General features: G+C 71.5%; 20 protein-coding genes and 1 pseudogene. 3 read left to right on the top strand and 18 right to left on the bottom strand.

Going from position 1 to position 26,762, the window contains the following annotated elements:
- Positions 1 to 113: 113 nt before the first annotated feature.
- Positions 114 to 1,283, bottom strand: coding sequence for a hypothetical protein (locus AB0I22_RS08910; protein WP_363129986.1), 1,170 nt, complete (start codon positions 1,281 to 1,283; stop codon positions 114 to 116).
- A 251-nt stretch (positions 1,284 to 1,534) separates the two neighbouring features.
- The gene (locus AB0I22_RS08905) at positions 1,535 to 3,664 is read right to left on the bottom strand and encodes a hypothetical protein (protein ID WP_363129985.1); all 2,130 of its coding nucleotides are present in this window, start codon (positions 3,662 to 3,664) and stop codon (positions 1,535 to 1,537) included.
- Positions 3,665 to 3,968: 304 nt separating this feature from the next.
- Between AB0I22_RS08905 and AB0I22_RS08900 the strand changes: the two are divergent.
- A pseudogene (locus AB0I22_RS08900) lies at positions 3,969 to 4,151 on the top strand (CorA family divalent cation transporter); the annotation flags it as partial.
- A 69-nt stretch (positions 4,152 to 4,220) separates the two neighbouring features.
- On the opposite strand, the gene AB0I22_RS08895 reads toward AB0I22_RS08900, so the two are convergent.
- Both AB0I22_RS08895 and AB0I22_RS08890 read right to left on the bottom strand, forming a co-directional pair.
- On the bottom strand, positions 4,221 to 5,762 hold the full coding sequence (locus tag AB0I22_RS08895; RefSeq protein ID WP_363129984.1) for an alpha/beta hydrolase: 1,542 nt from the start codon (positions 5,760 to 5,762) through the stop codon (positions 4,221 to 4,223).
- A 72-nt stretch (positions 5,763 to 5,834) separates the two neighbouring features.
- A complete protein-coding gene (locus AB0I22_RS08890; protein WP_363129983.1) occupies positions 5,835 to 7,067 on the bottom strand; it encodes a serine hydrolase domain-containing protein in 1,233 nt (410 codons plus the stop codon).
- Positions 7,068 to 7,263: 196 nt separating this feature from the next.
- Here AB0I22_RS08890 and AB0I22_RS08885 point away from each other — a divergent pair, with 196 nt between their 5' ends.
- Positions 7,264 to 7,782 (top strand): DUF6314 family protein, encoded by a 519-nt coding sequence (locus AB0I22_RS08885; protein WP_363129982.1) that lies wholly within the window; start codon positions 7,264 to 7,266, stop codon positions 7,780 to 7,782.
- A gap of 274 nt (positions 7,783 to 8,056) precedes the next feature.
- On the opposite strand, the gene AB0I22_RS08880 is transcribed toward AB0I22_RS08885, so the two are convergent.
- The 9 genes from AB0I22_RS08880 to AB0I22_RS08840 form a co-directional block, all read right to left on the bottom strand.
- Positions 8,057 to 8,281, bottom strand: a complete 225-nt coding sequence (locus AB0I22_RS08880) for an MbtH family protein (RefSeq protein ID WP_363129981.1) — start codon at positions 8,279 to 8,281, stop codon at positions 8,057 to 8,059.
- Between the two features lie 4 nt (positions 8,282 to 8,285).
- Complete coding sequence (locus AB0I22_RS08875) at positions 8,286 to 8,414, bottom strand: hypothetical protein (protein ID WP_363129980.1); 129 nt, start codon at positions 8,412 to 8,414, stop codon at positions 8,286 to 8,288.
- Positions 8,411 to 9,496 (bottom strand): 4-hydroxyphenylpyruvate dioxygenase, encoded by a 1,086-nt coding sequence (gene hppD / locus AB0I22_RS08870; protein WP_363129978.1) that lies wholly within the window; start codon positions 9,494 to 9,496, stop codon positions 8,411 to 8,413. The genes AB0I22_RS08875 and hppD overlap by 4 nt, the downstream gene beginning before the upstream one ends.
- 286 nt (positions 9,497 to 9,782) lie before the next feature.
- A complete protein-coding gene (locus tag AB0I22_RS08865) occupies positions 9,783 to 10,766 on the bottom strand; it encodes a ParB N-terminal domain-containing protein (RefSeq protein ID WP_363129977.1) in 984 nt (327 codons plus the stop codon).
- 163 nt (positions 10,767 to 10,929) lie between these two features.
- Positions 10,930 to 11,541 carry a hypothetical protein gene (locus AB0I22_RS08860; RefSeq protein ID WP_363129976.1) on the bottom strand — a complete coding sequence of 204 codons (612 nt, stop codon included), beginning with the start codon at positions 11,539 to 11,541 and terminating at the stop codon, positions 10,930 to 10,932.
- Between the two features lie 1,142 nt (positions 11,542 to 12,683).
- The gene (locus AB0I22_RS08855; protein ID WP_363129975.1) at positions 12,684 to 15,533 is read right to left on the bottom strand and encodes an AAA family ATPase; all 2,850 of its coding nucleotides are present in this window, start codon (positions 15,531 to 15,533) and stop codon (positions 12,684 to 12,686) included.
- Between the two features lie 537 nt (positions 15,534 to 16,070).
- A complete protein-coding gene (locus AB0I22_RS08850; protein WP_363129974.1) occupies positions 16,071 to 16,886 on the bottom strand; it encodes an SAM-dependent methyltransferase in 816 nt (271 codons plus the stop codon).
- Between the two features lie 101 nt (positions 16,887 to 16,987).
- Entirely contained in the window at positions 16,988 to 17,221 is a 234-nt protein-coding gene (locus tag AB0I22_RS08845) for a DUF397 domain-containing protein (RefSeq protein ID WP_363129973.1), read from the bottom strand.
- Positions 17,222 to 17,226: 5 nt separating this feature from the next.
- Positions 17,227 to 18,087: a helix-turn-helix transcriptional regulator gene (locus AB0I22_RS08840; protein WP_363129972.1), complete on the bottom strand. Its 861-nt coding sequence runs from the start codon at positions 18,085 to 18,087 to the stop codon at positions 17,227 to 17,229.
- 295 nt (positions 18,088 to 18,382) lie between these two features.
- On the opposite strand from AB0I22_RS08840, the gene AB0I22_RS08835 reads away from it, so the two are divergent.
- Positions 18,383 to 18,808, top strand: a complete 426-nt coding sequence (locus AB0I22_RS08835; protein WP_363129971.1) for an ATP-binding protein — start codon at positions 18,383 to 18,385, stop codon at positions 18,806 to 18,808.
- Between the two features lie 32 nt (positions 18,809 to 18,840).
- Here the strand turns inward: AB0I22_RS08835 and AB0I22_RS08830 are convergent, their stop codons facing one another.
- The 5 genes from AB0I22_RS08830 to pucD all read right to left on the bottom strand — a co-directional run bounded on the left by AB0I22_RS08830 (position 18,841) and on the right by pucD (position 26,760).
- Positions 18,841 to 20,085: an SLC13 family permease gene (locus AB0I22_RS08830; protein ID WP_363130102.1), complete on the bottom strand. Its 1,245-nt coding sequence runs from the start codon at positions 20,083 to 20,085 to the stop codon at positions 18,841 to 18,843.
- A gap of 101 nt (positions 20,086 to 20,186) precedes the next feature.
- Positions 20,187 to 21,362 (bottom strand): glycoside hydrolase family 6 protein, encoded by a 1,176-nt coding sequence (locus tag AB0I22_RS08825; protein WP_363129970.1) that lies wholly within the window; start codon positions 21,360 to 21,362, stop codon positions 20,187 to 20,189.
- Between the two features lie 141 nt (positions 21,363 to 21,503).
- Positions 21,504 to 22,730: an XdhC/CoxI family protein gene (locus AB0I22_RS08820; RefSeq protein ID WP_363129969.1), complete on the bottom strand. Its 1,227-nt coding sequence runs from the start codon at positions 22,728 to 22,730 to the stop codon at positions 21,504 to 21,506.
- A 34-nt stretch (positions 22,731 to 22,764) separates the two neighbouring features.
- The gene (locus AB0I22_RS08815) at positions 22,765 to 24,213 is read right to left on the bottom strand and encodes an NCS2 family permease (RefSeq protein WP_363129968.1); all 1,449 of its coding nucleotides are present in this window, start codon (positions 24,211 to 24,213) and stop codon (positions 22,765 to 22,767) included.
- A 141-nt stretch (positions 24,214 to 24,354) separates the two neighbouring features.
- Positions 24,355 to 26,760: a xanthine dehydrogenase subunit D gene (pucD, locus tag AB0I22_RS08810; protein ID WP_363129967.1), complete on the bottom strand. Its 2,406-nt coding sequence runs from the start codon at positions 26,758 to 26,760 to the stop codon at positions 24,355 to 24,357.
- Positions 26,761 to 26,762 lie beyond the last annotated feature (2 nt).

The following is a 26,762-nucleotide window of genomic DNA, read 5'->3' as shown; positions in this document are numbered from 1 at the left end:
CACTATCGCGAACATGCCAATGCCGTTGTCCTCCGTGCGAACAGACTTCGTTCAAGCGGCTTGCTCTCACCTCGATGGCAGCCCTTGGGTCTGCTGAGGCCGCCGAGAGGTCGTCAGCTTCGGTGGCGCCGAGGGAAGGCATCGCCGACCGGCCAGTTCTTGGGCAGACCAAGGGCAGTGTTGGTGGGACAGGCCGCTGGCCGGTGTTCGACTTGGGCCTCGCCCAATTGTGCGGTTGCCCAGGTAGGGAGGACAGGGGCCGGAAGCGACTTGGGGTCGGGACTTTGCCAGAGGACGGGGGTGTTCTTCGTCCAGGTCCAGGGTGCTGGGTTGTCGACAATGAGCACGCCACTGACCCGGCTGTGGGCATGCTCGTAGGTGGCAGTCCAGTAGCCGTCGAGCATTCGGCCGAAGGCCGGTGTGCTGGCATGGGCGTACTCGACCGAGGTCCCGTACAGCGCAGTCTCGGTTTCCTCGTCTTCGGGGAACACGGCCGCATGGCCAACCGCCACGATGAACGGCAGCGCTAGGTCGCCGTACTTCCCGCCCTTCCTCTTGACTGCGGCGAGCACACGATTCGATTCGTCGACCCAAATCGCGGAGTGGATACCGATCGTCCTGCTCGTTGGATTGCCTCGCTTGCCGGGGCTTCGTGGGATCGCCTCGAACGTGAGGCACCAGGCAGCCTCCTGCCAAGTGTGCTTGGGCAGTGGCACCTTGCGCTCGTACTCGGCGATGACTTGGTCGGGGTCCAGGCTCGCGAGCCACCGCGTCAGCCTGGCCTTGAGTCGCTTCTGCGGCGGCGTTGCCGACCCGGTCCTGTCAAGCTTGTGCGACACGAAGAAGTTTGGGCTCAGCACGCCATCAATGGCATCGGCTAGCTGAGGCGGGAGCGGGTTAGACACGGTGTCGCCCAGGCGCTGGGCCGTCCAGATTGCCTCGACGACAAATTGCTCGCCGTCACGGGTGACCAGGAAATCGGGGTTCTTGCCACGCGTGCCTACTTGATGCTCGATCTCCACGGTACAACCGGAACCGAGCAGCATCTCGTGCAGGTACAGCTCCCACAGTGCTGAGGAGACGTTTACGTCGGAGTTCCGGTCTAGCAGCCGACTACGCAGGCCGGGCTGAGCCTGGTCCGGGAAGTGCGACCACCACTCGTTGATCACACCCCGAACCTGGTCCCAGAACGGACCGGCAATCCTGTCGAAGAACTCGGCATCCGGCTCCGACGCTCGTTTCGGCGACGCATCCGCCCGATTCCAACTCGTGTATACGGCCATGACCAACGATCGTAGGTCGCCCCGCCGACCACTCCCACAAATTTTCCGCGGCGCCGCAGCCAACGACGTTGACGACATCCTTTACGTTTACTGCGGCGTCGACGGATACCCGAGGCTTCTTCTGCGTCGTCACCGCTGTATTTACCGAGGGCGTCCAGTGCGACGTTGGTCGCTCAGCCGGCTGTGGACGCGGCCGCAGCTCCGGCCTCCGAAGCACCGGTGAACAAGCCCGCCATGGCACTGTGCGGGTGCTATGCGTAGACGCCGAGCCCGTAGTGAGACACCCCGGCATACACGGTCACTGCGCCGTCGCCGTGTACTTCCCCCCAGGGGCGATCCGGTAGCGAGATGTCGAGGGAGGTCCCGCCGCAGCCCTCGCAGCAGTCGAAGTGGTCCTGCCACGCTGCCACGTCAACTCCGGTGTGGGGGTTGCGCATCGTATGGATGTCGTGACCACTGCACTCGTCGTTCGGGCACGGTTCACCATGACCGCAGTCCGGGGTGCCGCACGGGCAAGGGCAGTCACACTCCGCCGGTTCCCAAGCCTGGGTGGTCACCGCGCGTTCTCGGGGAGACATCCGATCCGCTGTCAGGGCTGCCACAACTTCTCGGTGGGATTTCCTGGTCGCTGCATGAATGGCGTCGGTGAGTGCGACCACGTCCATCAGATCGGGATTATGACCCACAAGCCAGACGGTCGGCGGGCCGGAAAGATCGTCCCCGTTGCGGTAGAGCCGCGCGAAGAATGAACAGGTCCCCGTGTCGTATCCCCAGTCGCTGGCCTGGTCCCACCCAGGAAGCGGCAGAGCGAGACTGAAGTCTTCGAAAACTCGTTGGCCTGGTTGCACATAAAGCGCTGCCATACGGTGCCAGTGGCAATGTGCCAGATCACCATGAACGACGGCCGTGCACTTGTCTTCAAGAGCAGGATTCCCCCGGCAACGTCGCTTGGCTCGATGGGCCCGGCAATACGTTTCCGTGAACGGGATCAGCTGATCGCACTGCCTCTTCCCCGTGTCACCCGGCGCCATACAGCGTTGCCGGTGTACGGCTACCGGATGGCGATTGGGCACAACTCCATCGGCCCTCTGCAGTTCGATCTCCCGGTGGATACGGGCAACACTCTCATTGCGAGCTAATCCCGCCAGCTTGTAGACCGTTCCTCTCGTCATCAGCAGGTTCGTGAAGGCATCCGGCGCGAGTTGGGGCTCCAGCAACAGCCGCAGATCATCCTCGCTGAGCACGTACTCCAGCGATTCTCTTGGCCCCCGAACGCTACGAAGACGTCGGCTGGTGACCAGTTCGAGCCAGAGCTCCAGCGTGATTTCGCAATCATCAGAAACAGGCTGGAAGAACCAGCGCTCCTCCGCGTCACTGAAGGTTCTGATGCCACGGTGTGCCTCAGTCCGGGACTCCTTCTTTGCCCGCTCGCGCAGCCCCTGAGCCTGAGCCAAGGAGGTGAGGTCAAGACCAGCCGCACGAGGCACGCCACCGGTGACCATGTGCCGAGCGGCATACAGCGTGTCGACCGTCTTCGCGACCAACCGGCCGACGTCCACCAAGTCGCCGTACGTGCGCAGGCATCGATAGTCTCCGTCGAAAAGGTTGTGACCGATGATCAAGTCTACGTCCTCGGCCGCAGCATTGAGGTCCGACAGATTCTGATCCCGAAACGCATGGAAAGCCACTTGTCGCCATAACTCTCGCCCAGGCATGCCGACAACTTCCTGCCGTTCCATCACCAACAGGCCCACGACGTCGATATCCCAGCGCTCAGGCAGTAGCTGACCCGCTACCCGCGCATAGTCCACGTCGAGCACGCCAACCTTGCGAGGCGCCCCCGGAGGCAGCTGCTTCACCGCGGGCGTGCTGTAGCCAGGCGCGTGACCTCCATAACGGTCTGCGTCCACGATGCTTGGGTCCGGCGCCACAATGGGAGTCCACGTGTCGATCAGCTCCGCGCTCACGTAAGCGCAATCTCTTCCGCCGCGCGTACACACGGAATGTGCCACGTACACGGCGAATCCCCGTTGACGTAGATCCAAAGCTCCCGGATCACTGGCGAGTTGTCTCTCCGAGAACACCCAAATGTAGATCGGCACTGCCAGGTCGGATCGCAGATACCAACCCGACTGGAGCGGCGCACGGGGAGAATCGACCTGCGGACAGAAATCAGACGTATATCCTTCGGGAGCTTCCGCCGTGAACTCCACGGGCGGCTGACCCGATTCCCATGCGGCGTCGATCAGCGCTTGGAAGGCCCAGCCGCGCGAGGGCACGCGTGGACCTCCGAGCGTGATCGTGGAGGGCAGTTGCGCGTACGGAGGAACCGCGCCCGTCCGCCGGGCGTGCGGCGGCTTCTTCTTCCGCTTCTTCGGCATACAGCGGACAGTAGCCGCCCCCTCTGACAGCGGTATGGGCCTTCGCCGAGCAACCCGGCCTCATCGATACAGTGGGTGACGGCCGTTGACGTCCGAGAGGCGCTTCGGATCAGCCCTCTGTCACTGCCCGCCGACCATCGCTGGGGAGAATCTGGGGAGAACGAAGCCCCGTTTGGGAGCGCCTGGGGAGAATCGAGCGTGCAAGCGCGCAGCACGCCGAGGAAGCCAGAAATGCTCATCGCCCCAGGCCGAAGCGGGGAACCAACCGATCTCCGCAGGCCAGCGCCCCGAGGGCGGCAACTTCAAGAAGATCTCCAGCTGGGCGGCCATCCTCTTCGCCCCGACCCTCGTCGGCACGATCTACGGCATGAACCTCGATCACATGCCGAAGCTGCACTGGCTGTTCGGCTACCCGTTCGCGATCGGCCTGATGGCAATGGTCTGTGTGAGCCTGTACTTCATCTTCAAGCGGCGCGACTGGCTGTGAGGCTGTCGCCGGGCTGACCTGGCCGGCCGCGCCGCCTTACATTCCTGCGCTCCTGCGTTCCGGCGGGCGTCAGCGGCCGGCCGGGGCCTTCTCGCAGGTGGTGTCCTTCGCGGGCAGCCGGCCGGTGCTCAGGTAGTCGTTGACCTGCCGGTCCACGCAGCCGTTCTGGTAGAAGCCGTACACCCCGTGCACCCGGGCCTTGAGGGTGATCAGGCGGGAGTTCGGCATCTTGTGGTGCAGGCCCTGGCCGTTGGCGTAGCTGGTGCGGGGGTCGCCGGTGGACTGGACGATGAGGCCGGGCACGTCGTTGCCGGTGAGCACCGGGGCCTCCACCGGCTTGCCGGGCCAGTACGCACAGGGGGACACACCGCTGAACAGCGGGCCGTAGAGCGGGGCCTTCGCCCGGCTGGCCTCGACGTTGTGCCGGTACCAGGACAGATCGTGCGGCGCCTGTCGGTCCGCGCAGATCAGGGACATCTGCAAGGAGGTCTGGTTGTCCGTCTCGGCGTCGGGTGCGCCGAACTCGGCGGTCAGCTCCTCGGTCGGCTCAACGGTCCGCCCCTGGGCGGCTTCGTGCAGCAGCCGGATGTTCTCCGCCGCATTGGCGAACTTCCGGTCGTCGGACATCATCATGGCCAGCGCCATCGGCACCTGCTGGCCGTCGGCGGTGTACGGGCCGACCTTCAGCGGCTTGCGGGCCGCCTGCCGGGCTATGCCCTCGACGGTCGCCCGCGCCTTCGCGGGCGTGTCACCAAGCCCGTACGTGCCGTTCCGGGGAGCCGCCCATCGCGCCCAGGCGTCCAGGAACTCCTCGTTGGCCTGGGTCGCGTCCTTGAACGCCTGCGTGCCCCACCGCGCGGGGTCTATGGCGCTGTCCAGCAGCAGCCGGTCGACGTGGCCGGGGAACATGTTGGCGTAGACCGCCCCCAGATACGTGCCGTACGAGACGCCGAAGTAGGACGTCTTCCGCTCCCCCAGGACCGCGCGGAGCAGGTCCGTGTCGCGGGCCGTGTTGCGGGTGGTGAAGTGCCGCAGATACGGCATCTTCTTCCCGTACTTCTGCTGACAGGACTTCACCAAGTCGGCCTCGTAGCGCGCTTGGGCCTTGAACCCGGCGTCGTCGTAGCCGGCGGAGCGGAGCCAGTGGCCGCTGGTTCCGCAGTGCAGGGGGCTGCTGCGGCCGACGCCGCGCGGGTCCATGCCGATCAGGTCGTACCGGGCCGCCAGCTTCTCGCCCATCGCCGCCTTCGACCCCAGGGGCATGTCGAGGCTGGGCCCGCCGGGGCCGCCGGAGTTGTGCATCATCAGCCCGACGCGGTGGCGGGTGTCGGTGGCCTTGATCCGGGAGAAGCCGATGGCCAGCGTGGGGCCGTCCGGCCGGCTGTAGTCCAGCGGCACCCGGATCGACGCGCACCGCGCCCCGGCCGCGTCCAGGTCCTTGACCCCGCACTTCTCCCAACGCACTTTCTGGTGGGTGAACTTGCCGAGGTTCGACGGCTCGGCTCGCTGCTGGGCGGACGCGGTCTGCGCGGGGGCGAGCAGACCGGCGGTGGTGGCCGCCGCCAGCGCGGCGACGGCGGCGGTGCGGCGCAGGGGTCGCAGTCTCTTCACGGAGGGTGTGCTCCTCATTCGGGAGTTGGGTGGAATATCTTGTGCGGTAAGGGAATTGATGAGTGGTCAGCTCTACTCGGCTGCCGGCACGGCCTGGAAGATGCGGTCGACCGCGTCCACGACGGCCTGGGAGGCGTCCTCGCGCGCGGGGACCTCGTTGACGGCGACGAACACGGCCCGGCCGTCCTCAGTGACCCCGCCGCGGGTGCGGGTCCCGTCGACGGTGCCGCCGTGGCCCCAGAACCGGCCCCCGGCGCCGCCGTCGATCGGGTAACTCACCAGCCCCAGGCCGTACTCGGCGCCTCGGGCGAGGTCCGCGGCAGGCATGGTGTCGCGCATCAGCGCGAGCTGCGCGGGCGGCAGCAGCTCCCCGGCCAGCTGGGCCGTGTAGAGCGTGGTGAGGTCCTGTGCCGTGGACACCAGGGCCCCCGCCGAGCCGATCAGCGACGTGTTGATGAAGGTGATCTCCCGGTGCCCGCCGCCCGCGACCGGTGCGTACGCCTTCGGGTGCGGGCCCCGCAGCCGCTGTTCGGGCCAGCGCGGCCAGTAGGTGTGCGCCAGTCCCAGCGGCTCGATGACCCGCCGCTCCACCTCGCGTTCGTAGCCGTGCCCGGTGACCCGCTCGACGAGCATGCCCAGCAGGATGTAGTTGAGGTTGCAGTACCACCACCGGTCGCCGGGCGGAAACAGCGGCGGCTGGGACAGGAGGCGCCGGACCACCGCCTCGGGGGTGAAGTGCCCGGGGGTCTCGTCGGTCAGGTCGTCGGGGAAGTCGGGCAGGCCGCTGGTGTGCTGGAGCATCTGGTGCACGCTGATGCGGCGGCCGTCGTTGCCGTGCCCCCGGACGACCCCGGGGAGATAGCGCTCGACCGGCGCCTCCAGCCGTACCCGTCCCTCCGCCACCAGTTGAAGTACGACCGTCGCGATGAACGACTTGGTGTGACTGGCCACCCGCAGCCGGGAGAGGTGCGGATACGGGCGTCCCGAGGCCAGGTCGCCGGCTCCGACGCCCACCTCCCGTACCCGGCCGTCGGCGCCGGTGATCACCGCCTGCGCGCCGGGCAGCCCCTCGGCCTCGATCAGTCCGGCCAGCACCTTCCGTACCGCCCCCAGGTCGGGCGCGGCCCGGCTGCCGAGCGGGCGCGGCGACGCGGCGTGGTCCTCTGCGGGCGGCGACGCGGCGTGCGCCGCTCCTAACCCGGACCCCACGCCGAGCGCGGCCACGGCGGCAACGGACGTACCGCGCAGGATCTGGCGCCTGGTGACGGGCGATGGCCGGATGGCCGCCGGGGTGGGTGTGGCCAAAGGTTCTCTGTGAGCTGCTGTCATGTCACAGCAGCTTCCAAGACCCCTGGCCCTCCGCCAATGGGGCTCCCTCCCCAGTGGGGGGTACACCCAAGTCGCCGTCGAAGGGTGGGGGTTACCCGCTTGTGCGGGTAGTGCCGCGCCTTCCGACGCCCCCGGTTCGCGTCGGCGTGCGGCGGAACCGGACAATGGGGCCATGTCCTCCGTCGCACCGCCCCCGCACCCGGCCGACCGGCCTCCGGCCGGGGGCCATCCCGTTCCCGATGCCGCGGCCTATCTGTCCGGCGCCTGGGCGGTCGACCGCGAGCTGCACGACCTGAGCGCGGGCACGAGCGGCCGCTTCCGCGGCACCGCCGTCTTCCGCCGCGAAGACGGTGACGACGGCGACACCGACGGCGGGGCACTGCTGCACATCGAGGAGGGCGAGCTGACCTGGGGCGGCACGGTGAGCACGGCGGGGCGCACCCTGCGGCTGCTCCCCCGCCCGGACGGCACGGCGGAGGTGACCTTCGCCGACGGGCGCCCGTTCCACGGCCTCGACCTGCGAACCGGCGTCTGGACCGCGCGGCACCCGTGCGTCGACGACCTGTACGAGGGCGCGTTCACCGTCGTCTCGCCGGACGAGTGGCGGGTGAGCTGGCGCGTGGGCGGCCCGGCGAAGGACCAGTCGCTGCGCTCGGTCTACCGGCGGCGCGGGCCCGGCGCAGCGGACTGAAACCGGAGGGCCTGGCGGAACGGGCCGACCCGGCGAATCAGGTAGACCGGCCGGGCGGATCAGTACGCCCGTAACCGCTCGGCAGGCGGCCCGGCGGGGCGGCTCCCGGCCCGGACGCGCGCACTCAGAAGGACACTCGGAAGGCCAAGCGGAAAGGCATGCGGAAGGGCATGCGGAAGGGCATGCGGAAGGACCGGGCGAGCCCTGGGCTCACCCGGTCCGAGGCCACGCGCCCCCTCCGTCCGCGCGGCCGGGGCGCCGGCCGCGCGGGGATTCAGGCCGTCTGCCGGTCGTCGTCCATTTCCGCGATGAGGCTCTTCGGACGCATGTCGGTCCAGTTCTCCTCGATGTACTCGATGCACGCCGCCCGGGTGTCCTCGGGGTGCACGACGTCCCAGCCGTCGGGCACTTCGGCGAAGGCGGGCCAGAGCGAGTGCTGCCCTTCGTCGTTGACGAGCACCAGGAAGGTGCCGTTCTCGTTGTCGAACGGGTTGGTCATGGTTTCAGTCCTTTTCGATGGCGGTGGCGATGATCGTGGTGATGCCAATGGCGATGGCGATGTCGAAGGAGATCGCGATGGTCATGGCCGTGAAAGCGTCCGTTCCGGATGCCGGCGTGCGCGGCCCCGTCATGCCGACGGCGCCGCCGAGTCGGAGAGCGCGTGCTGCCGCTCCACCGCCTCGTACAGGGCCTTGATGTTGTTGCTGCCGAACGTGCGCGCCCCGCGCCGTTCGATCAGCTCGTAGAAGAGGGTCCGCCGCGGATGCCTGGACTCGCTGAAGATCTGGAGCATCGCGCCCGAACTGTCACGGTCGGCAAGAATGTTGAGCTCGCGCAGCGCCGCCACGGACACGGGCAGCTCGCCCACCCGCTCCGTGAGGGTGTCGTAGTACGCGGCCGGGGTGGACAGGAAGCGCGCGCCCCGGTCGGACACGGTGCGTACCGCCTCCGTGATGTCGTCGGTGAGGAAGGCCACGTGCTGGACGCCCGCGCCGCCGTGCGCGGACACGAAGGCGTCGATCTGGCCCAGTTCGCGGGTGATGTCGGGCTCGATGAGGGTGAGCGTCACCTTCTCCGAGCCGCTCTGCACCACCTTCGAGTCCATGGCCTGGTGCCCCACCACGATCCGCTCCTCGAAGGTCTGGGCGAACCCGAAGACCTCCTGGTAGTGGCGTACGGCCGCGTCGAGTTCGCCCGCGGGCAGGCAGACCGCGAGGTGGTCGACGCTCTCGAAGAGCGTGGGACCGGCCGGGTCCGCGGGCCCGGTCTCCTCGATCAGCCCCGGCGCGAACGGCGCGCGGGCCCCTTCCCGCGAGGTGAACCGGTGTTCCACGTCCCCGAATCCGAGCACCGACGCGAACGTCACGCGGTCTCCCGCGCCGCCCAGCACCATCGGCGGAACGGTCGGCACGGCCCCGCGTTCGACCGCCTCGGAGAACGCGGCGTCCGCGTCGTCGACGGCGAGTCCGATGACCGCGACCCCGTCGCCGTGCCTGGCGACGTACTCCCCGGCCGGGTGGTCGCCCGGCAGCGCCGACGTCACGAGCAGGACGATCTCCCGCTGACGGAGCAGAACCGTCCGGCAGTCCCCCAGACCGGTTTCGCGGCCGCCGCGCCCGTGCACGGTGAACCCGTACGCGTCGCGCAGGTGGGCGGCCGCCTCCTCGGCGTCCTCCACGTACAGCTCAAGATGGTCTATCGCGCGTACATCCATTCGATTTCCCCCTGTTTTGACACCACTTGCCAGAACGTGGCGGGCCGCTGCCGCGGCGCGCACGCGGCTGTCCCGCGCGCCTGCCCCGCCCAGGGGCAGCGCCCGCTCACCCCGTTCCCGGAACGACGGCGACCGCCGTCCAACCGGGCGATTCCGCACTTGGACACCGCTCCGGAGCCCTGGAGCCCCGGAGCCCTGGAGCCGCTCCGGAGGGCTGACGCCGCGCCGGACAACTGCCGGCGCGCTGCCGCCGATTCGCCTGAGCACCACGCCGACTCGCCGAGAGCTAGACGGTCTCGGCGACCCGGCGCTCCACCCGGACGGCGAACTCCGCCCACAGTCCCGCGCACTCGCTGGCCAGGTGGGCCACGATGCTGCTGCAGTGCGGCGGAATGTTGTCGATGATCTCCTCCCACTCCTCGGCGCTGGCCGTGTGGATGGCGAGCAGCCGCAGCAGGGTGCGCCCCGTCTCGCTCATCCGCAGCGCCGGATCCGCCTTGAGCCGCTCCACGATCGCGGTGCGGTCCTGCACCGGCGCGCGCTGCGGGACCGCCCCAGTGCCGAATCCCTTGCGCGTGCTCACCGCGGCCACGGCGGTGCCGGAGGAGCCGTTGAGCCGGCTCTTGACCCGCGGTTTGGGCAGCGGGTCCTCGCCCCGGCGCAGCCGGTTCCGGACGTCGCGGGCCGTCTCGGGGGAGATCCCCGCCGCCCGCGCGATCTGCCGCAGCGAGAGGCTCGGGTTCTCCGCGATGACCTCGCTGGCGAGCCTGCGCCCCTCGGTGCCGTTGACCGGGCGGATGCGGCCGTCCTGGCCGATCCTGCTGCGCACGGCGGTCAGCCCGCCCGTACGGCGCCTGCGGATCTCGGCGACCGTGCCGGGTGCGATGCCGGTGACCGAGGCGACGATCCGGTCCGACCACTGCGGGTGCGAGTCGATGATGCGCCCGGCCGCGCGCTTCCTGTCCGCCAGGGACAGCGGGAGGCCGTGCGCGATGTTCGACTCGACGGCCAGCACGAAGGCGTCGTCCTCGTCGCCGTCGAAGAATCTGACCGCGATCTTGTCGTGGCCGCAGAGCGTGGCGGCCCGCAGCCGGTGCACTCCGTCGATCACGCGCATCGTCGAGCGGTGCACGATGATCGGCGGCAGCTCGGTCTGCGCCACCGTCAGCGCCTTTACGTGTTCCGGATCTTCCCCGGAGATCCTCGGTGAATCGGCCACCGAGAGCGAACTGATCTCGACTCCGACGGCCATCTGCTGATCGAATGGCACCTTTCCCGGCTCCAACGCCAGCTCCTCACGCTCTGAATTCCCCCGTGCGCAGGCGAGCGTCGGCACGCCCAAGGCGTGCGTCGGCGCACCTGGCGACTCATGCGAGGCCGCAGCGCATCGTTCCCCCGCTGGTCTGCCCCGGCGTACGGCGCCGCCCCTCGGGTCAGACATCGGACCGGCCGCGCTGTGCGGCGGGTCCGGCGGAGGACCGGCGCGGCTGTACGGACTGACCGCCGGCGGGGTCCGGGAGGACGGCGCTCTCCCGGACCCCGCCGAACACACCGGCCCCGCCGGTCTCATCGCTCCCGCTGGTCCTGTTGATCCAGCCGACCCCGTTGGTCCAGCCCGTCTCGTTGGCCCCGCCCGCCTCGTCGGTCCAGCTCGTCCCGTTGACCCAAACAGCCTCGTTGGCCCAGCCCATCCCGTAGACCCGGACAGCCCCGTTGGTCCAGCCGGCCCCGTTTGTCCAGCCGGTCCCATCGGTCGTTCCGAACGCACCGTTTCCACCGGACTTCGTCACGCGCGCGGCCGATTTCGGCTGCCCCTCGGAAGGGGCCTGCCCCTCGGCACGACGCGCGGTGACGGCCTTTCGGCCGTACTCGCCGGTCATGATCCGGAATTCGATACGCGTTCCCGGAATCGGCTCTCCCGGCTCTCCCCGCTCCCCCGCGAAGACCGTTCCGCCAAGGAACACATCCTCGCCGTCGTCGGCCGCGGTGAAGCTTGAGCCGCACATCTCATCGAATTGCAGGATTCCGGCCGTCGCCAAACCCACGCGCCCTCCCCCCGTTGCCCCGCCCCACGTCATGCGTCATGTACAGGCGGCGAATTTCCCCTATTCGGACTCCGACTCTAACAGCGTCTTTACCGGTCAGGCACCCCTATCCGGAGCGCCCGGCACGTGGTGCCATGATTCGCTGATCCGGGGCAACTACCGGTGAGGACAACTCGGTACTGCATTGTGCGTAAGACACTTCTGGCGGCGGGCCCGGCGTCGTCGGCTTGGCGGGGTATTCGCCGGTGCGCGGCCTCGTCCGCCGGGACGAGGCGAACCCCGAGAGCCGCCGCCCGGCTTTCACCGGCGGCCACGTCAGCGTTGCCCGGCGGACCGCCGCGGTTTTTCCGGTATGGACCAAACAGCGCGATCGGACCCGCTACGACCAGCGAGGAAGCCGAGTCGTCGCGAGCACGTCAGTAAAGGTATAGGCCATCGAGAATCACGGTTCAGGATCGCACGAAAATCAGGTGCCGACGGCCCGATGAAATCTTGATTTCAAAATCAGTACCCCTATCGGGGAATATGCGAGGCACCGGGTAATCTCCCCGGAAGCTTTGGCCGCACAATGAACGGAACGTGTCCGGTGTGATCAGGAGGCCGTACCCGCAGGCTGCGGAAAGCTCCAGGTGGGCGCCGTTTCTGCCGGTAACCGGATGGGGCCGCGTGAATCCTTGACGGCCGTGCCGGCGCCGGACGCCCCGCCGACGCCGGCTCCGCGCCCGACGGGGTACCCCTACCAGAAGGCAGCTCGTGGGCGAAAGGTGTGTCAACGACACTTCGGGCCGGTCCGGTCACCGGAAGGGACCCGCGCGGGAAATCCGCGCGTCGTGAACTCCGGCTCGGGGACCGCGAGTAGCGCTGGACCGGCAAGAGCGGCAAGGACGGCCGAGGCCGAGAGCTCCGGAACGGCGGGGCCGATGAATCCGGGGTAAACACGTGTGCGGCCCCCCCCGGAGCGCCGCCCATTGCCATTCAACGCGCCACGAGTTCCGGGGTGTTCGCCCGAGAATCGCGCGCGGCCGCTTCCGGCTGCCCAGCCGATTCCGCCCGGCCCGCCGATTCCCCTGGGCCCATCGGTTACCCCTGGACCCGCCGATTCCCCCGGACCCGCCGATTCCCCCCGAGCCCGCCGATTCGGTCTAGACCGCGCGGAGCCGGTCATGGGCGGCGCCGTCGCCGCCCCCCTCCGCGTCGCCCGGTCCCCCGGCGTCGAGCCTGAGCTTCGGCGCGAGGTCCGTGCGGCGCTGGACGTCGAGCTTGCGGTAGACGCGGGTCAGATGCTGCTCGACGGTGCTGACGGTGATGAACAGCTTGCCCGCTATCTGCCGGTTGGTGTGCCCGCGGGCCGCGAGCGTGGCCACCCGCAGCTCCGCGTCGCTGAGTTCGACGGGCTGCCAGCCGGTGCCGGGCGACCACTGCCGCCCCGCGAGCGGGAGGGAGGCCCCGGCCACGGCGGCCCGGGGCTCGTACGCGGGCGGTTCGGCGCCGCTCTCCCGCATCAGCTGCTGCGCCTTGCGCGCGAGCGTCCGCGCCCGGCCCTCGTCGCCGAGGTCCCGGTGCGCACGGGCCAGCGCGTCCATCGCACGGGCCAGCTCCAGCCGGTGGCCGCGCTCCCGCAGGATCTCCACGGCCTCGCCGAGGAGCCTGGGCCGCCGGGCGGGCTCGGCGACGGCCGCGAGCACCCGCAGCGAGACCCCGCGCGTCCAGGAGCGTCCGGCGCCGACCCGCGCCAGCTGCTCCTCCGCGAGCGCCCGCGCGCGACGGTGGTCGCCCAGCGCCAGATACGCCTGGGCGGCGTCGGTGCGCCACGGTACGAGCGCGGGGAGGTCCCGGTCCCAGCCGGCCATCAGGTCCCCGCAGGAGCGGAAGTCGTCGAGCGCGGCGTACGGGCGTCCGGCGGCGAGGTAGAAGTGGCCGCGCGCCCAGAGGTAGAGGAGCCCGCCGGGGCTGTGGAAGGCCGCGTCGGGCACGGGGATGCTCAGATGGGCCGCTGCCTCGTCGAGGCGGCCCATCGCGGTCTTGGCGTACAGCAGGGCGGCGACGGGCGAGGCGATGGCCGCCCCCCACTCCTCGGGGGAGACGAGGGTGAGCGCGGTGTGCGCCGACTCCTCCGCCGCGGCGAGTCTGCCCAGCCTGATCTCGACGAGCGCCTTGGCGCCGGCGAACATCGACTGCCACATCGGGGCCCGCCGCTCCGTCGCCTCCTTGAGCAGGGCGTCGCACCAGGAGGCGGCCCGGTCCAGGCTGTCGGCGAAGAGGAGCGCGGCCAGGGCGGCGGTGACGGCCGGCAGCGTACGGTCGTCCAGCCGGGTGTCGCGGAGCAGCCGCTCCGCGCGGAGCACCACGTCGCCGCCGGAGCCGCGGTCCAGCGCCCCGTCCAGCAGGGCGACGGCCCGTTGCTGGGCGCTCTGCGCCGGGGTGAGGTCCCGCCGCCCGGTGAGCAGGCCGGCCCGGGCCGGGAGGCCCGAGAGCCCCGGGTAGCTGTAGGCGGCCCAGAGCCGGAGGTACCCCAGCTCGCGCGGTTCCCCGGCGTCCGCCCCGGAGCCGCCGCGGGCGTCGACGGCGTCGAGCACTTCGACGGCCGTGCCCACCTGGCCGAACCAGAGCAGGTAGCCGACCAGGGTCCTGGCGTCCCGGCCGCGCAGGCGTCCGGCGAGGGCGGCCGCGGTGAGTCCGGGCAGGTACTGGGCGGCGGCGGACGGGCTGACGCGCCATCCGGTCCGCAGCAGGGCGGCCCTGATGGCGAGGGTCCCCTCCTCGTCGGCGCAGGTGTCGTGGGCGACGCGCAGGCAGTCCAGGGCCAGTCCGGCCGCGTCGTCGGCCAGCGCCTGTTCGGCCGCCGCCAGCAGGGTGGGCAGCGCCCATGGCTCGTCGACGGGCTCGGCCACGATCAGGTGCCGCGCCAGGGCGGTCGGCGGCTCCCCGTGCGCGTGCAGCACGCGGGCCGCGCGGGCCTCCAGCCGGGCCCGGTGGGCCGGCTCGATGCTCCGCAGCACGGCGGCCCGGCCCGCTTCGTGGCGGAACCAGCCGCAGCTCAGCAGCCCCATCTCGGTCAGCGCGGTCAGGCTGTGGGCGACGGGTTCGACGCCGGTGGCCAGGACTTCCGCCAGTTCGGGGTGGGCGGTGCGCGGGCCGAGGACCGCGAGCGCCCGCGCGGTGCTCCGGGTCGCGGGGTCGCTGCGGTACAGGCAGGCCGTGACGGCCTGCTCGAACGCCTCGCCCGGCACCAGTTCGGCGGACCGGGCCCGGCCCGAGGCGTGGTAGTCCTCCAGCAGCGCCCGCAGCAGCAGCGGGCTGCCGCCGCTGAGCCGGTGGAAGTCGGAGACCAGGGGGCGCGCCCGCCAGCCCTCCTGGCCGGCGGCGATCATCTCGGTCACGCCGCGCCAGGGCAGCAGGTCGAGCCGGAGCGGGCGGCAGTTGGGGCGGCGCAGCAGTTCGGTTCTGAACCGCGGGTCGGCGGCGGGGAAGCCGCTGCTCTCGCCGAGGACCACCAGCACGCGGCTGACGTCCAGCCGGCGGGTCAGGTAGAGGACGCACTCCAGGGAGTGGGCGTCGGCGTGGTGCACGTCGTCGACGACAATCACCACGGGGCGCTTGCGGGCCTGGGCGAGCAGGATGCCGCAGAGCCGCGGGAAGACGTCGATGGCCACTTCGGCGGGGACGGTGCCTTCGGCTCCGCGGACCGGCGCGGTGGCCGCGACCAGGTTCAGCAGCCGGGCGGCGCGGTCGGCGTCCGCGCCGGGCAGGTCCGCGCCGAGCAGCAGTTGCCGCATCACCCCGAGGGGCTGGTCGTGTGCGGCCCCGGCCGCGGTGGCGCGCAGCAGCAGCGCGCCCGTCTCCGCCGCGCGTTCCCCGAACGCGCGCAGCAGTGCCGTCTTTCCGCTGGCCACCGGTCCGCTGACCCAGGCCACCCCGCCGTGCCCGGCCGCGCTGGCGTCGAGCATGTTCCCCATGGCTGAAAGCTCTTTGTCGCGTTCCACCAACCTCATGAGCTGGTTTCACCCCCGAATACTGACTTCCGTTCCGTGCTGTGGCCCTTGTCGCGAGTGTGTTCGCCGCTGCCGCGGGGCCCTGTGCCGCGGGGTTCCCGCCCGCGAGAGCGCCTGCCGTGAAACGGGTGGGGGCCGAAGCCGTGCTTGTCGCTTCGGCCGCACCGTGGAGATCGTGGAAGGCGACGGCGATGGTGACGGTAGGAGCGTTCCGGAAGGGGTGGTGGGGTCGGTGGGCTTGCGCTTTCCGCTGTCGGCGGTACGGTCGGCCCGTGCGTGCGTCGGCGTCGCCGGCCGGTCGGCCCGGCGATCGCGTCCGCGTCGGCTACGGCTCCGGTGGAGCCGTCCCCCTGCCGGCGCTCTGCCCCACCCCGTCATCCACCTATTTTTGCCTGCTCCTTACCTGGTCGCCAGTCCAATCGTGAAACAGTTTCGGGAGTTGGCGATTCCGTGGTGTGCTGTACGGCGCCTGTGCGGGCGGACGGCGGACGCACAGCACGGCCGAAGGGCGGGGCTCCGCCGGGCGCGGTGGCGCCGTTACGGCTTGCGGGCCACGCCCGCGTAGAAGGAGACCGCCGCGTCGGTGATCTCGGGGGCCAGTTCGGCGCCCTCGTTCCGCCAGCGGTGCGGCACCTCGACGCCGGGGTCGAGGAGTTCCAGGCCGTCGAAGAATCGTTCCACCTGCTCCTTCGAGCGGACTCGGGCGGGGATGCCGCTGCGGTGGTAGATGGAGATGACCTTCTCCCAGGACTCCGGGTCGAAGTCCGGCGTGCAGTGGGAGAGCACGAGGTAGCTGCCCGAGGGCAGGGCGTCGACGAGCCCCTTGACGATCTCGAACGGGCCGTCCGAGTCGGGGATGAAGTGCAGCAGCGCGTTGAGCGACATCGCGATCGGCTGGTCCATGTCGAGCGTGGCGTGCAGCCGGGCGGCCTTGAGGATGGACTCGGGGTCGCGGACGTCGGCGTGGATGTACTCGGTGCGGCCCTCGGGGGTGCTGCGCAGCAGGGCCTGCGCGTGGATCAGCACGATGGGGTCGTTGTCCGCGTAGACGATCTTGGCGTCGGGGGCCACTTCCTGCGCCACCTGGTGCAGGTTGGGGGTGGTGGGGATGCCGGTGCCGATGTCCAGGAACTGCCGGATGCCGGCCTCGGCGAGCACCCGGGTCGCCCGGTGCATGAACAGCCGGTTGGTCTGGGCGCAGATCTTGATGCCGGGGAAGGCCGCCTCGACGTCCGCCGCGGCCAGCGCGTCGACGTCGTAGTGGTCCTTGCCGCCCAGGTAGTAGTCGTACATGCGGGCCGGGTGCGGCTTGCTGGTGTCGATGGTGCCGGGTGCGCCGCTGGTTTCGGCCATGGGTGTCCGCCCTCCGTGCTCAGGAGTGATCTGTTCGAGTGTGGGTGCCGCCGGTGGTCCGGGGGTGCCGGGGCGCCGGGGGCGGGGGTGCTGCGGGCCGGTCAGTGGACGAGGAAGTCCGCGTCGCCGGCGCGGGCGCCCTGGATGAACGCCTTGATCTCGGCCTTGGTGTAGATGAGGGCGGGACCGTCGGGGTCGGTGGACTGGCGTACGGCGATATGGCCGTCGGACAGCTTCTTCGCTTCCACGCAGCTGCCGCCGTTGGGTCCGCTCCAGGGCTTGTGCCAGCCCTCGGTGCCGAGGGCGTTGGCGGGCATTCCGTTGTGGATCTCCATCTGCGTCACAGCTCCTCTCTCAGGTCCTTGAGGATGGTCCGGGTCTGCTCGAAGGAGGCGGCCTGGACCGCCATGTGGTCCAGGGCCTCGATATAGGCCGCGACGTCGGGGCGGTCGTCGAGGTACCCCGCGCCGGTGAGTCCCTCGGTGTAGATGACATCGGGCTGTTCGCGCAGCCGGCAGCGGAACAGATGGAAGGGTCCGAAGGCGCCACGGTGCGGCCCGGCCGCGAACGGCATGATCTGGAGCCGGACGTTCGGCCGCTCGGAGACCTCCAGGAGGTGGTCGATCTGGGCGCGCATGACGTCGGGTCCGCCGACGCACCGGCGGAAGACCGTCTCGTCCAGGAGGGCCCACACGGTGGGCGCGTGGTCCGTGGTGAGCAGGTCCTGGCGCTTGACGCGGAAGGCGACGCGGCGTTCGAGCTCGTCGCCGTCGCCGTCGGAGCCGACCTTCAGAACGGCGCGCGCGTAGTCCTCGGTCTGGAGCAGGCCCGGTACGTAGTGCGGCTCGTACGAGCGGATCAGCTCGGCGGCGTCCTCCAGGCTGACGTAGGCGCTGAACCAGTCCGGCAGGACGTCGCGGAACCGGTGCCACCAGCCGGGCTTGTTGGCCTCCCGGACCAGGGCGAGGAAGTCCTCGCGCTCCTCCTCGTCCAGGCCGTACCGCGCCACCAGCTCCTTGACGTAGGGGATCTTGAGCCCTACCTCGGCCTTCTCCATCCTGCGGATGGTCTGGTGGGTCACGTCGATGGCCGCGGCGGCCTCTTCGAGCTCCAGTCCGGCGCGCTCTCTGAGCCCTCGGAGCTGTATGCCGAGTACCAGACGCAGGACGGTGGGCGCGGTACCCGTTCGCGCGTCACCCATACAGCACCTCCTCAACTCTCCGGCACATCATGCCCTGAGCCATAGCGTTGAGGATAGAAGCAATTTGAGATTGCCTTCCTGAAATTATCAGGTTGACCGCTTGCCAGTTGACTGTGTCGGCACCCATAGTGATCGAGTGGCGCACCTCACGAACCACGAGCAGTCCACGCCAACCAGCCGTCTGCACGGTCGAGTTGTCCTGCCGGTAACCGACACGCCGATGCGCGCCTTGGCCTGCCGTGCTGGACCGCGAGGCCGTCGACAGACCCGCCCCCTCCGCTGGAAGGCGCTCCTCGTGCATGTTTCGCCCCCCACCCCGCAGTCGCAGCTGGAGGACGTCTTCCAGCTGCCGAGCCGCACGGCGTCCGTGGCCGAGGCGCGGCACCGCACCCGCCAGTGGCTCGACCGGTGCGCCGTGCCGGACGGGATATGCGCGGCCGCGGTCCTCGTCGTCTCCGAGCTGGTGACCAACGCGGTCGTCCACACGGACAGCGAGCGGATCTCCTGCCGCGTACGGGCGGACACTGCCCAGGTGCGCCTGGAGGTGCGGGACAGCGGCTCGGGGCGGCGCGGCCCCCGGCAGCGGAGCGCGGGACCGGACGCCGAGAACGGGCGCGGGCTGCTGCTGGTGGGGAGCATGGCCGACGCGTGGGGCGTGGCCGCCCCCGGGCACAGCACGGGCCACACGGTGTGGGCCACGCTGCGGATCACCGGCGGCTAGCGCTCGGCGGCGGCTGTAGGACGTACGCGCCCTCAGCCGCCGACAGCGCGCAGCATCGCCCACAGGGCGACGGTCGAGGCGGCGAGGGTGGCGGGCACCGTCAGCAGGCCGAGGCGGGTGAACTCGCCGAGGCCGGGTTCGGCGTCCCGCTCGCGCAGGATGCGCCGCCACAGGAGGGTGGCCAGGGACCCGACGTAGGTGAGGTTGGGGCCGAGGTTGACGCCGATGAGGACGGCGAGGACGGGGCCGGGGCCGGCGGGGGCGGCGAGCGGCAGCAGGGCCAGTACCGCGGGCAGGTTGTTGATGAGGTTGGCGAGGACCGCGGCGAGGGCGGCGACGGCGAGGAGTTCGGGGAGCGAGTCGCCGTCCGGCAGCAGCTCGCCCATGGCGGTGCCGAGGCCGCCCGCCACGACCGCCTTGACGACGATGCCGAGGGCGAGGACGAAGAGGCAGAACAGCGGGTTCGCGGAGCGCACGAGGCCGGGCACGGTGGTGCGCCCGCGGCGCAGCGCGCGCACCCCGAGCACGAGCGCCCCGCCGAGCGCGGCCCAGGCCGGGTTCGCGTCGGCGAAGGAGGCGACGACGAAGCCGCCGAGGGTCAGCGCGAGGACGACGAGGGTGAACACGGGCACGGCGGGCGGCTCCGGGGACCGTACGGCGTGCGCGCCGCTCCTCAGGTCGGCGCGGAAGAAGCGGCGGAAGACCGCGTACTCGACGGCGATGGCCGCGAGCCACGGCAGGGCCATCAGCGCGGCGAAGCGGGTGAAGGTCAGACCGCTGGCGGCGAACGCCAAAAGATTGGTGAGGTTGGAGACGGGCAGCAGCAGGGACGCGGAGTTGGCGAGGTGCGCGGTGGCGTAGGCGTGCGGCCGGGCGCGGGCGCCGACCCGCGCGGCCGTCGCGAAGACGACGGGGGTCAGCAGCACCACGGTGGCGTCCAGGCTGAGCACGGCGGTGACGACGGCGGCCACCGCGAACACCCCGCCCAGCAGCCGCCCCGGACTGTCGCCGCCGCGCCGCGCCACCGCGTCCCCGGCGGCCGCGAAGAGCCCGTCGTCGTCGCAGAGCTTGGCCAGCGCGAGCACCGCCGCGAGGAAGCCGACGACGGGCAGCAGGGTGCGGGTCTGCTCCCAGGCGTCGGCGGGCGAGACCGCGCCGAGCGCGACCACGACGGCCGCGGCGGGCACGGCCGCGAGCGCCTCGGGCAGGCCCCGGGGCCGTACGACGGCGAAGGCGAGCACCGCCAGTAGCAGGAGGACCGAGACCGTCTCGTGCACGGCGGTCACAGGGCGGTGTTCACGGTGCTCGGTCCTTCCGGCGGCGTTCGGCTGCGGCCGGTGGCGTACGGGCCAGACGGTACGGGCGGTACGGGCCTGGCTCAGGTCAGCGGCTGCTGTGCGAAGCGTACGAGCTCCAGTGCCTGGTCGGGGAACCAGTCCCCGGCCTCGGGGTCGCGTGTGCCGCGCTCGGGGTCGGCGGGACCGGGGGTGCCGCGCAGGCACCGGCCGTCCGACTCGCCGGGGTTCTTGATCCACAGCTTGGCGTCGTGGAGCCGGTCGCCGGTCTGGGCGGTGGGCCGCTCCCCCAGGCCGCGGCCCGGCGGGTTGCACCAGTCCTGCGGGTCGGAGTAGACGCCGTCCGGCGGGGTCCAGGGGCCCTGTCCGTTGCGGCTGGTGTCGGTGACGAAGTGGGGCATACGGGCCGGGTCGGCGGGCGGGTGGGCGGCCAGCCACCGCCGGGCCTCGGCGCGCGGCCACCGCTGGTCCGGGCAGCCGGCGGGGTCGCCGCCGTCGCGCGCGTAGGCGACGCAGGCGGAGATCAGCGTTCCGTACCAGGCGTTGGCGTCGTCGTCCTGGTAGTTGGACGCGTTGGTGAAGAAGCCGGTGGCGCGGGCGACTCCGGCCTTTAGGAGGCGGGGCACGAGGGAGCCGACGCGGTGCCAGCCGGGGTGGCCGGTGTCGAGGTAGACCGTGGTGCGCGGCAGCGGCGCGAGGCGGTCGACGGCGTGGTTCAGCTCGGCGTAGCGGGCCGCGGTCTTCGTGCCGCGCTCGTCGTCCTGCCCGCAGTCGGCGGGCAGCAGCGCGAGCGAGTCGGGTTCGAGCACGACGAGCGCCGGGCGGTGGCCGATGCCGCGGGCCACGGCGTCGATCCACGCGGTGTACTCGGCGGTGTCATGGGCCCCGCCGGACGAGTAGCCGGCGCAGTCGCGGCCGGGCACGTCGTAGAGGACGAGGACCGGAGTCGTGCTCGTACGGGCGGCAGCGCGCACGGTGGCCCGTACGGCGCGCTCGGCCTCGGCCGGACGCTGGTCCCCGAACCAGACGGCCTGCGGGGTACGGGCCATGGCGACGATGCCGGCGGCGTCGCCGATCCGCCCGCGCGTCACGAGCCCGAGGGCCTGCCGGTAGGCGTCGGGGTCGGCGGGCGGCGCGTAGAAGCCGCGCGGGGCCGAGGGCTCCGTGGCCGCGTGGACGGCCGGCGCCGTGGCGATCAGGGAGAGCGAGACGGCGAGTTGGGCGAGGAGCAGGGCGATACGTCCCGGTCTGCTGCGCACGGCCCCTCCCGGTCCACGGGGACCGCTGGGGCCCGTGGTGCGACGGCGTCTTTCAAGACTCCGAGATTCGTGCAGTGCGCGGCGCGCGTCAAGACGGTGCAGGGCAGGTGGGCGGAGGGGACGGGTCAGGCGGACGGCGAGTCAGGCGACTGACCCGATGCGCCCGAGGGGCGTCCGGACGTCGTGGTGGATCGGGGTGTGCGCGCCGGTCAGCGGGGCTCCCGTGCCGCCCCGGCGGGCCGCGACGATCTCGCCCGCGATGGACAGGGCCGTCTCCTCGGGCGTACGGGCCCCGAGGTCGAGGCCGATCGGGGAGTGCAGCCGGGCCAGTTCCGGTTCGGTCAGGCCGGCGTCGCGCAGCCGGGCCAGGCGGTCCAGGTGGGTGCGGCGCGAGCCCATCGCGCCGACGTAGGCGACGGGCAGCCGCAGCGCCCGTTCCAGCAGCGGCACGTCGAACTTCGCGTCGTGGGTGAGGACGCAGAGCACGCCGCGGCCGTCGAGCCGCTGCGTGTCGAGGTAGCGGTGCGGCCAGTCGACGACGATCTCGTCGGCCTCGGGGAAGCGCCGCGGGGTGGCGAAGACGGGGCGGGCGTCGCAGACGGTGACGTGGTAGCCGAGCAGTTTGCCGACTTTGACGAGGGCGGCGGCGAAGTCTATGGCCCCGAAGACGATCATGCGGGGCGGCGGGGCGCTGGACTCCACGAGCAGCACGACGCGCTCCCCGCACTGTTCCGCGGTGGCGTCCGCCTCGGAGTCCGAAGGCGCCGGGTCCGTTCCCTCCGCCCCCAGCGGAGCCGCCACCGCCTCCGTGCCGACCGTGAGGGTGCCCGTACGTCCGGCGTCGAGCATCGCGCGGGCCTCCGCGGCGACGGTCCGGTCGAGTTCCGCGGGGCCGCCGAGCGCTCCCTCGTACGTTCCGTCGGGCCGTACGAGCAGGGGGCGGCCCAGCGGCGCGGCCGAGCCGTCGGCACGGCGGACGACCCGGGCGAGCGCCGCCGCCTCGCCGCGCGCGGCGGCGGACAGGGCGGCGGCGAGCGTCCGTGCGTCGGCGCTCCCGGCGCGGACCGGGGTGATGAGGATGTCGATGACGCCGCCGCAGGTCAGCCCCACGGCGAAGGCGTCCTCGTCGCTGAATCCGAAGCGCTCCAGGAGGCTTTCGCCGCTTTTCAGCGACTCGCGGCACAGTTCGTACACCGCGCCTTCCACGCACCCGCCGGACACGCTGCCGATCGCGGTGCCGTCGGCGTCGACGGCGAGGGCGGCGCCGGGCTGCCGGGGCGCGCTGCCGTGCGTCGCCACGACGGTGGCGACGGCGAAGTCACGGCCCTGATCGCACCATTGGCGCAGTTCGGCGGCGATGTCCAGCATGGCGGTCAACTCCTTATGTGCCCCGGTCCGTCCCTCACTTGACGCCCAGCCACTGTTCGATCGGGCCGAGCGCGAAGTAGACGAGGAAGATAACGCTCAGCCCCCACATGAACCCTCCCGGCTCGCGCCACTGCCCCCGCGCGGCCCGGATGGCGGTGTAGGCGATGACGCCCGCGCCGACGCCGGCGGTGATGCTGTACGTGAAGGGCATCAGGGCGACCGTCAGGAAGACGGGGATGGCGGCCGAACGGTCTCCCCAGTCCACATGCTTGGCGGCGCCCATCATCATCGAGCCGATGACGACGAGCGCCGCCGCGGCCACCTGGGCGGGTACGAGCCTGGTGACCGGGGTGAAGAACAGGCAGGCGGCGAAGAACCCCCCGGTGACGATCGACGACAGGCCCGTACGGGCGCCCTCGCCGGCTCCGGTGGCCGATTCGATGAAGACGGTCTGGCCGGAGGCCCCGGCGACGCCGCCGATCGCGCCGCCCGCGCCGTCGATGAACAGCGCCCGGGACAGGCCGGGCATCCGCCCCTTGGCGTCGGTCAGTCCGGCCTCGGTGCCGACGCCGATGATGGTGGCCATGGCGTCGAAGAACCCGGCCAGCACCAGGGTGAAGACGATCATGCCGACGCTGATGGCCCCGATCCGGTCCCAGCCGCCGAATTCGACGTGTCCCAGGAGGGCGAAGTCGGGGGTGGAGACGGCGCTGCCGTGCAGCGCGGGGGTGGCGCCGCCCCAGTCCCGGTCGGTGAGGCCGCCGAGTTTGGTGACCGCGACGGACAGGACCGTGCCGGCGACGATGCCGATGAGGATGGCGCCGGGGACGGCGCGGGCCTGGAGCATGAAGATGAGCAGCAGGGTGACGGCGAAGAAGAGGACGGGCCAGCCTCTGAGTTCGCCGGTGGCGCCCAGTTGGACGGGGGCGCCCGCGCCCTTGCCGACGAAGCCGGCCTTCACCAGGCCGATCAGTGCGACGAACATGCCGATGCCCATGGTGATCGCGTGTTTCAGCGGCAGCGGGATCGCGTTCATGATCATCTCGCGGAGGCCGGTGACCACCAGGAGCATGATGACGGCGCCGTACATCACGCACATCCCCATCGCCTGCGGCCAGGTCAGCCGCGGCACGACCTGGGTGGTCAGCGCCGCCGAGACGTTGAGCCCGGCCGCGAGGGCGAGCGGCACCTTGCCGATGAACCCCATCAGCAGCGTGGACAGCGCCGCCGCGGCGGCGGTCGCGGTGATGACGGCGGTGCGGCCGAGGGTGTGCTGATCGGCGTCGGGGCCGCTCAGCAGCACCGGGTTGAGCAGCAGGATGTACGCCATCGCCATGAAGGTGGTGATGCCGCCGCGCACCTCGCGCGCGAGGGTCGAGCCGCGGTCGGTGATGTGGAAGTACCGGTCGGGCCACGACCGGCCGTCGGGCGGGCGCGAGCCGTCGTCGGCCGCGGCCTGCGGCCGTATCGACTGATGGGTCATGTGCCTGCTCCCAAGGTTCACAGGGGCGCCCGCGCACGGCGCGGGAGCTGGGATGGTGCGTGGGCTGCACGACCCGGGGGACGGCCCGAGGCGGATGGACGGACGTACGGCGGTGCGCGCTCGTACCGCCGTACCGAGGGGTCAGGTGCCGGTGAGGTGTTCGGGCCGCACCGGCACGCGCTTGAGGGGGAGCCCCGTCGCCGCCCGGATCGCCGCCACGACGGCCGGGGTCGAGGACAGGGTGGGCGCCTCGCCGACGCCGCGGAGCCCGTACGGGGCGGCGGCGTCGGCCAGTTCGAGGATGTCGACCGGTATGGCCGGGGTGTCGAGGATGGTGGGAATGAGGTAGTCGGTGAAGGAGGGGTTGCGGACCCGGCCGTCGTCGCCGACGACGATCTCCTCCATCACCGCGAGGCCCAGGCCCTGCGTCGTGCCGCCCTGTATCTGGCCGACGACCGACAGCGGGTTGAGCGCCTTGCCGACGTCCTGGGCGCAGGCCAGCTCGACGACCTTGACCAGGCCCAGTTCGATGTCCACCTCGACGACCGCGCGGTGCGCGGCGAAGGAGTACTGGACGTGCCCGTCGCCCTGCCCGGTGCGGCGGTCGAAGGGCTCGGTGGGGCGGTGCCGCCATACCCGTTCGACGTCGACGGCGTCGCCCGCCAGGACGTCCACGAGGTCGGCGAGGACCTCGCCGCCGTCGGTGACCACCTTGCCGCCCTCCAGCAGCAGTTCGGCCGTGGCCCACGCCGGGTGGTACGTGCCGAACCGGGCCCGCCCCAGCTCCAGGACCTCGGCCCGCACCGCCTCGCAGGCGTGCTTGACCGCGCCGCCGGTGACGTACGTCTGCCGGGAGGCGGAGGTGGAACCCGCCGAGCCGACGCGGGTGTCGGCCGGGTGGATGGTGACCTGGGCGACGCCGAGTTCGGTACGGGCGATCTGGGCGTGCACGGTGACGCCGCCCTGGCCGACCTCGGCCATCGCGGTGTGCACGACGGCGACCGGCTCGCCGCCGACCGCCTCCAGGCGGACGCGCGCCGTGGAGTAGTCGTCGGCCCCCTCGGAGAAGCCGACGTTCTTGATCCCCACGCCGTAGCCGACGCCCCGCACGACGCCCTCGCCGTGGGTGGTGTTGGACAGCCCGCCGGGCAGGGCCCGTACGTCGGCGCCCTCGGTCGTCTCCCACTGGTTCTCCGGCGGCATCGGCAGCGCCTTGACGCGGCGCAGCAGTTCGGCGACCGGGGCCGGTGAGTCGATGACCTGCCCGGTGGGCGTCAGGGTCCCCTGCGACATGGCGTTCGCGCGCCGCAGCTCCACCGGGTCCATGCCCAGCTCCGCGGCGAGCCGGTCCATCTGGGCCTCGTACGCGAAGCACGCCTGGACCGCGCCGAAGCCGCGCATCGCGCCGCAGGGCGGGTTGTTGGTGTAGAGCGCGAGCGCCTCGATGTCGACGTGGTCGACGGCGTACGGGCCGACGGAGAGCGAGGAGGCGTTGCCGACGACGGCCGGGGAGGAGGAGGCGTACGCGCCGCCGTCCAGCACGATCCGGCACGTGACGTGGGTGAGCTTCCCGTCCTTGGTCGCCCCGTGCTCGTACCGGAGCCGGGCGGGGTGGCGGTGCACATGGCCGAAGAACGACTCGAACCGGTTGTAGACGAACTTCACGGGCCGGCCGGTGCGCAGCGCGAGGAGGCTCGCGTGGATCTGCATCGACAGGTCCTCGCGGCCGCCGAACGCGCCGCCGACGCCGGAGAGCGTCATCCGCACCTTGTCCTCGGGCAGGCCGAGGACGGGGGCGATCTGCCACCGGTCGGAGTGGAGCCACTGGGTGGCGATGTAGAGGTCGATGCCGCCGTCCTCGGCCGGCACGGCGAGGCCGGACTCGGGGCCGAGGAACGCCTGGTCCTGCATGCCCACCTCGTACTCGCCCGTCACGATGACGTCCGCGCGGGCCCGCGCCGCCTCGGCGTCGCCCCGGACGATCGGCTGGCGGTGCACGATGTTGGGGTGCGGCACGTGGGCGGCGTGGTGGTCGGTGCGGCCGGGGTGCAGCAGCGGCGCGTCCGCGGCGGTGGCGCTCTCCTCGTCGGTGACGACGGGCAGCGGGGCGTAGTCGACCTTGATCTTCGCGGCGGCGCGGCGGGCGGTCTCGGGGTGGTCGGCGGCGACGATCGCGACGGGCTCGCCGTGGTGGCGGACCCGGCCGTGGGCGAGTGCGGGCGTGTCCTTGATCTCCAGGCCGTAGTTCTTGGTGGCGGCCGGCAGGTCGTCGTAGGTGAGGACGGCGTGTACGCCTGGCTGGGCCAGCGCCTCGGCGGTGTCGACGGAGCGGATCTCGGCGTGCGCGTGGGGGCTGCGGAGGGTGAAGCCCCACAGCATGTCCTCGTGCCACAGGTCCGAGGCGAACGCGAACTCGCCGGTGGCCTTCAGCGTGCCGTCGGGGCGCAGGGTGGACGCGCCGACGCCGCCCTGGGTGGCGGCCCCCTGGGTCAGGCCGGTGGGGATGCGGGTCGCTCGGGCAGTTCGGGCAGCTCGGGTCGCGCCCATGG

The organism is Streptomyces sp. NPDC050610 (assembly GCF_040654875.1).
Classification (GTDB): domain Bacteria; phylum Actinomycetota; class Actinomycetes; order Streptomycetales; family Streptomycetaceae; genus Streptomyces.
Note: the sequence above shows the minus strand (reverse complement) of the source record. Positions and strands in the feature narration are given on the sequence as shown.

What these genes read in the sequence shown, in the direction of transcription:
- AB0I22_RS08875 (WP_363129980.1), bottom strand. Translation starts at nt 8,414, where the DNA reads ATGACGGGGCCGCGCACGCCGGCATCCGGAACGGACGCTTTCACGGCC.
- AB0I22_RS08820 (WP_363129969.1), bottom strand. Translation starts at nt 22,730, where the DNA reads ATGCTGGACATCGCCGCCGAACTGCGCCAATGGTGCGATCAGGGCCGT.
- AB0I22_RS08815 (WP_363129968.1), bottom strand. Translation starts at nt 24,213, where the DNA reads ATGACCCATCAGTCGATACGGCCGCAGGCCGCGGCCGACGACGGCTCG.
- AB0I22_RS08855 (WP_363129975.1), bottom strand. Translation starts at nt 15,533, where the DNA reads ATGAGGTTGGTGGAACGCGACAAAGAGCTTTCAGCCATGGGGAACATG.
- AB0I22_RS08885 (WP_363129982.1), top strand. Translation starts at nt 7,264, where the DNA reads ATGTCCTCCGTCGCACCGCCCCCGCACCCGGCCGACCGGCCTCCGGCC.
- AB0I22_RS08850 (WP_363129974.1), bottom strand. Translation starts at nt 16,886, where the DNA reads ATGGCCGAAACCAGCGGCGCACCCGGCACCATCGACACCAGCAAGCCG.
- AB0I22_RS08905 (WP_363129985.1), bottom strand. Translation starts at nt 3,664, where the DNA reads ATGCCGAAGAAGCGGAAGAAGAAGCCGCCGCACGCCCGGCGGACGGGC.
- AB0I22_RS08910 (WP_363129986.1), bottom strand. Translation starts at nt 1,283, where the DNA reads ATGGCCGTATACACGAGTTGGAATCGGGCGGATGCGTCGCCGAAACGA.
- AB0I22_RS08845 (WP_363129973.1), bottom strand. Translation starts at nt 17,221, where the DNA reads ATGGAGATCCACAACGGAATGCCCGCCAACGCCCTCGGCACCGAGGGC.
- AB0I22_RS08880 (WP_363129981.1), bottom strand. Translation starts at nt 8,281, where the DNA reads ATGACCAACCCGTTCGACAACGAGAACGGCACCTTCCTGGTGCTCGTC.
- hppD (WP_363129978.1), bottom strand. Translation starts at nt 9,496, where the DNA reads ATGGATGTACGCGCGATAGACCATCTTGAGCTGTACGTGGAGGACGCC.
- pucD (WP_363129967.1), bottom strand. Translation starts at nt 26,760, where the DNA reads ATGGGCGCGACCCGAGCTGCCCGAACTGCCCGAGCGACCCGCATCCCC.
- AB0I22_RS08840 (WP_363129972.1), bottom strand. Translation starts at nt 18,087, where the DNA reads ATGGGTGACGCGCGAACGGGTACCGCGCCCACCGTCCTGCGTCTGGTA.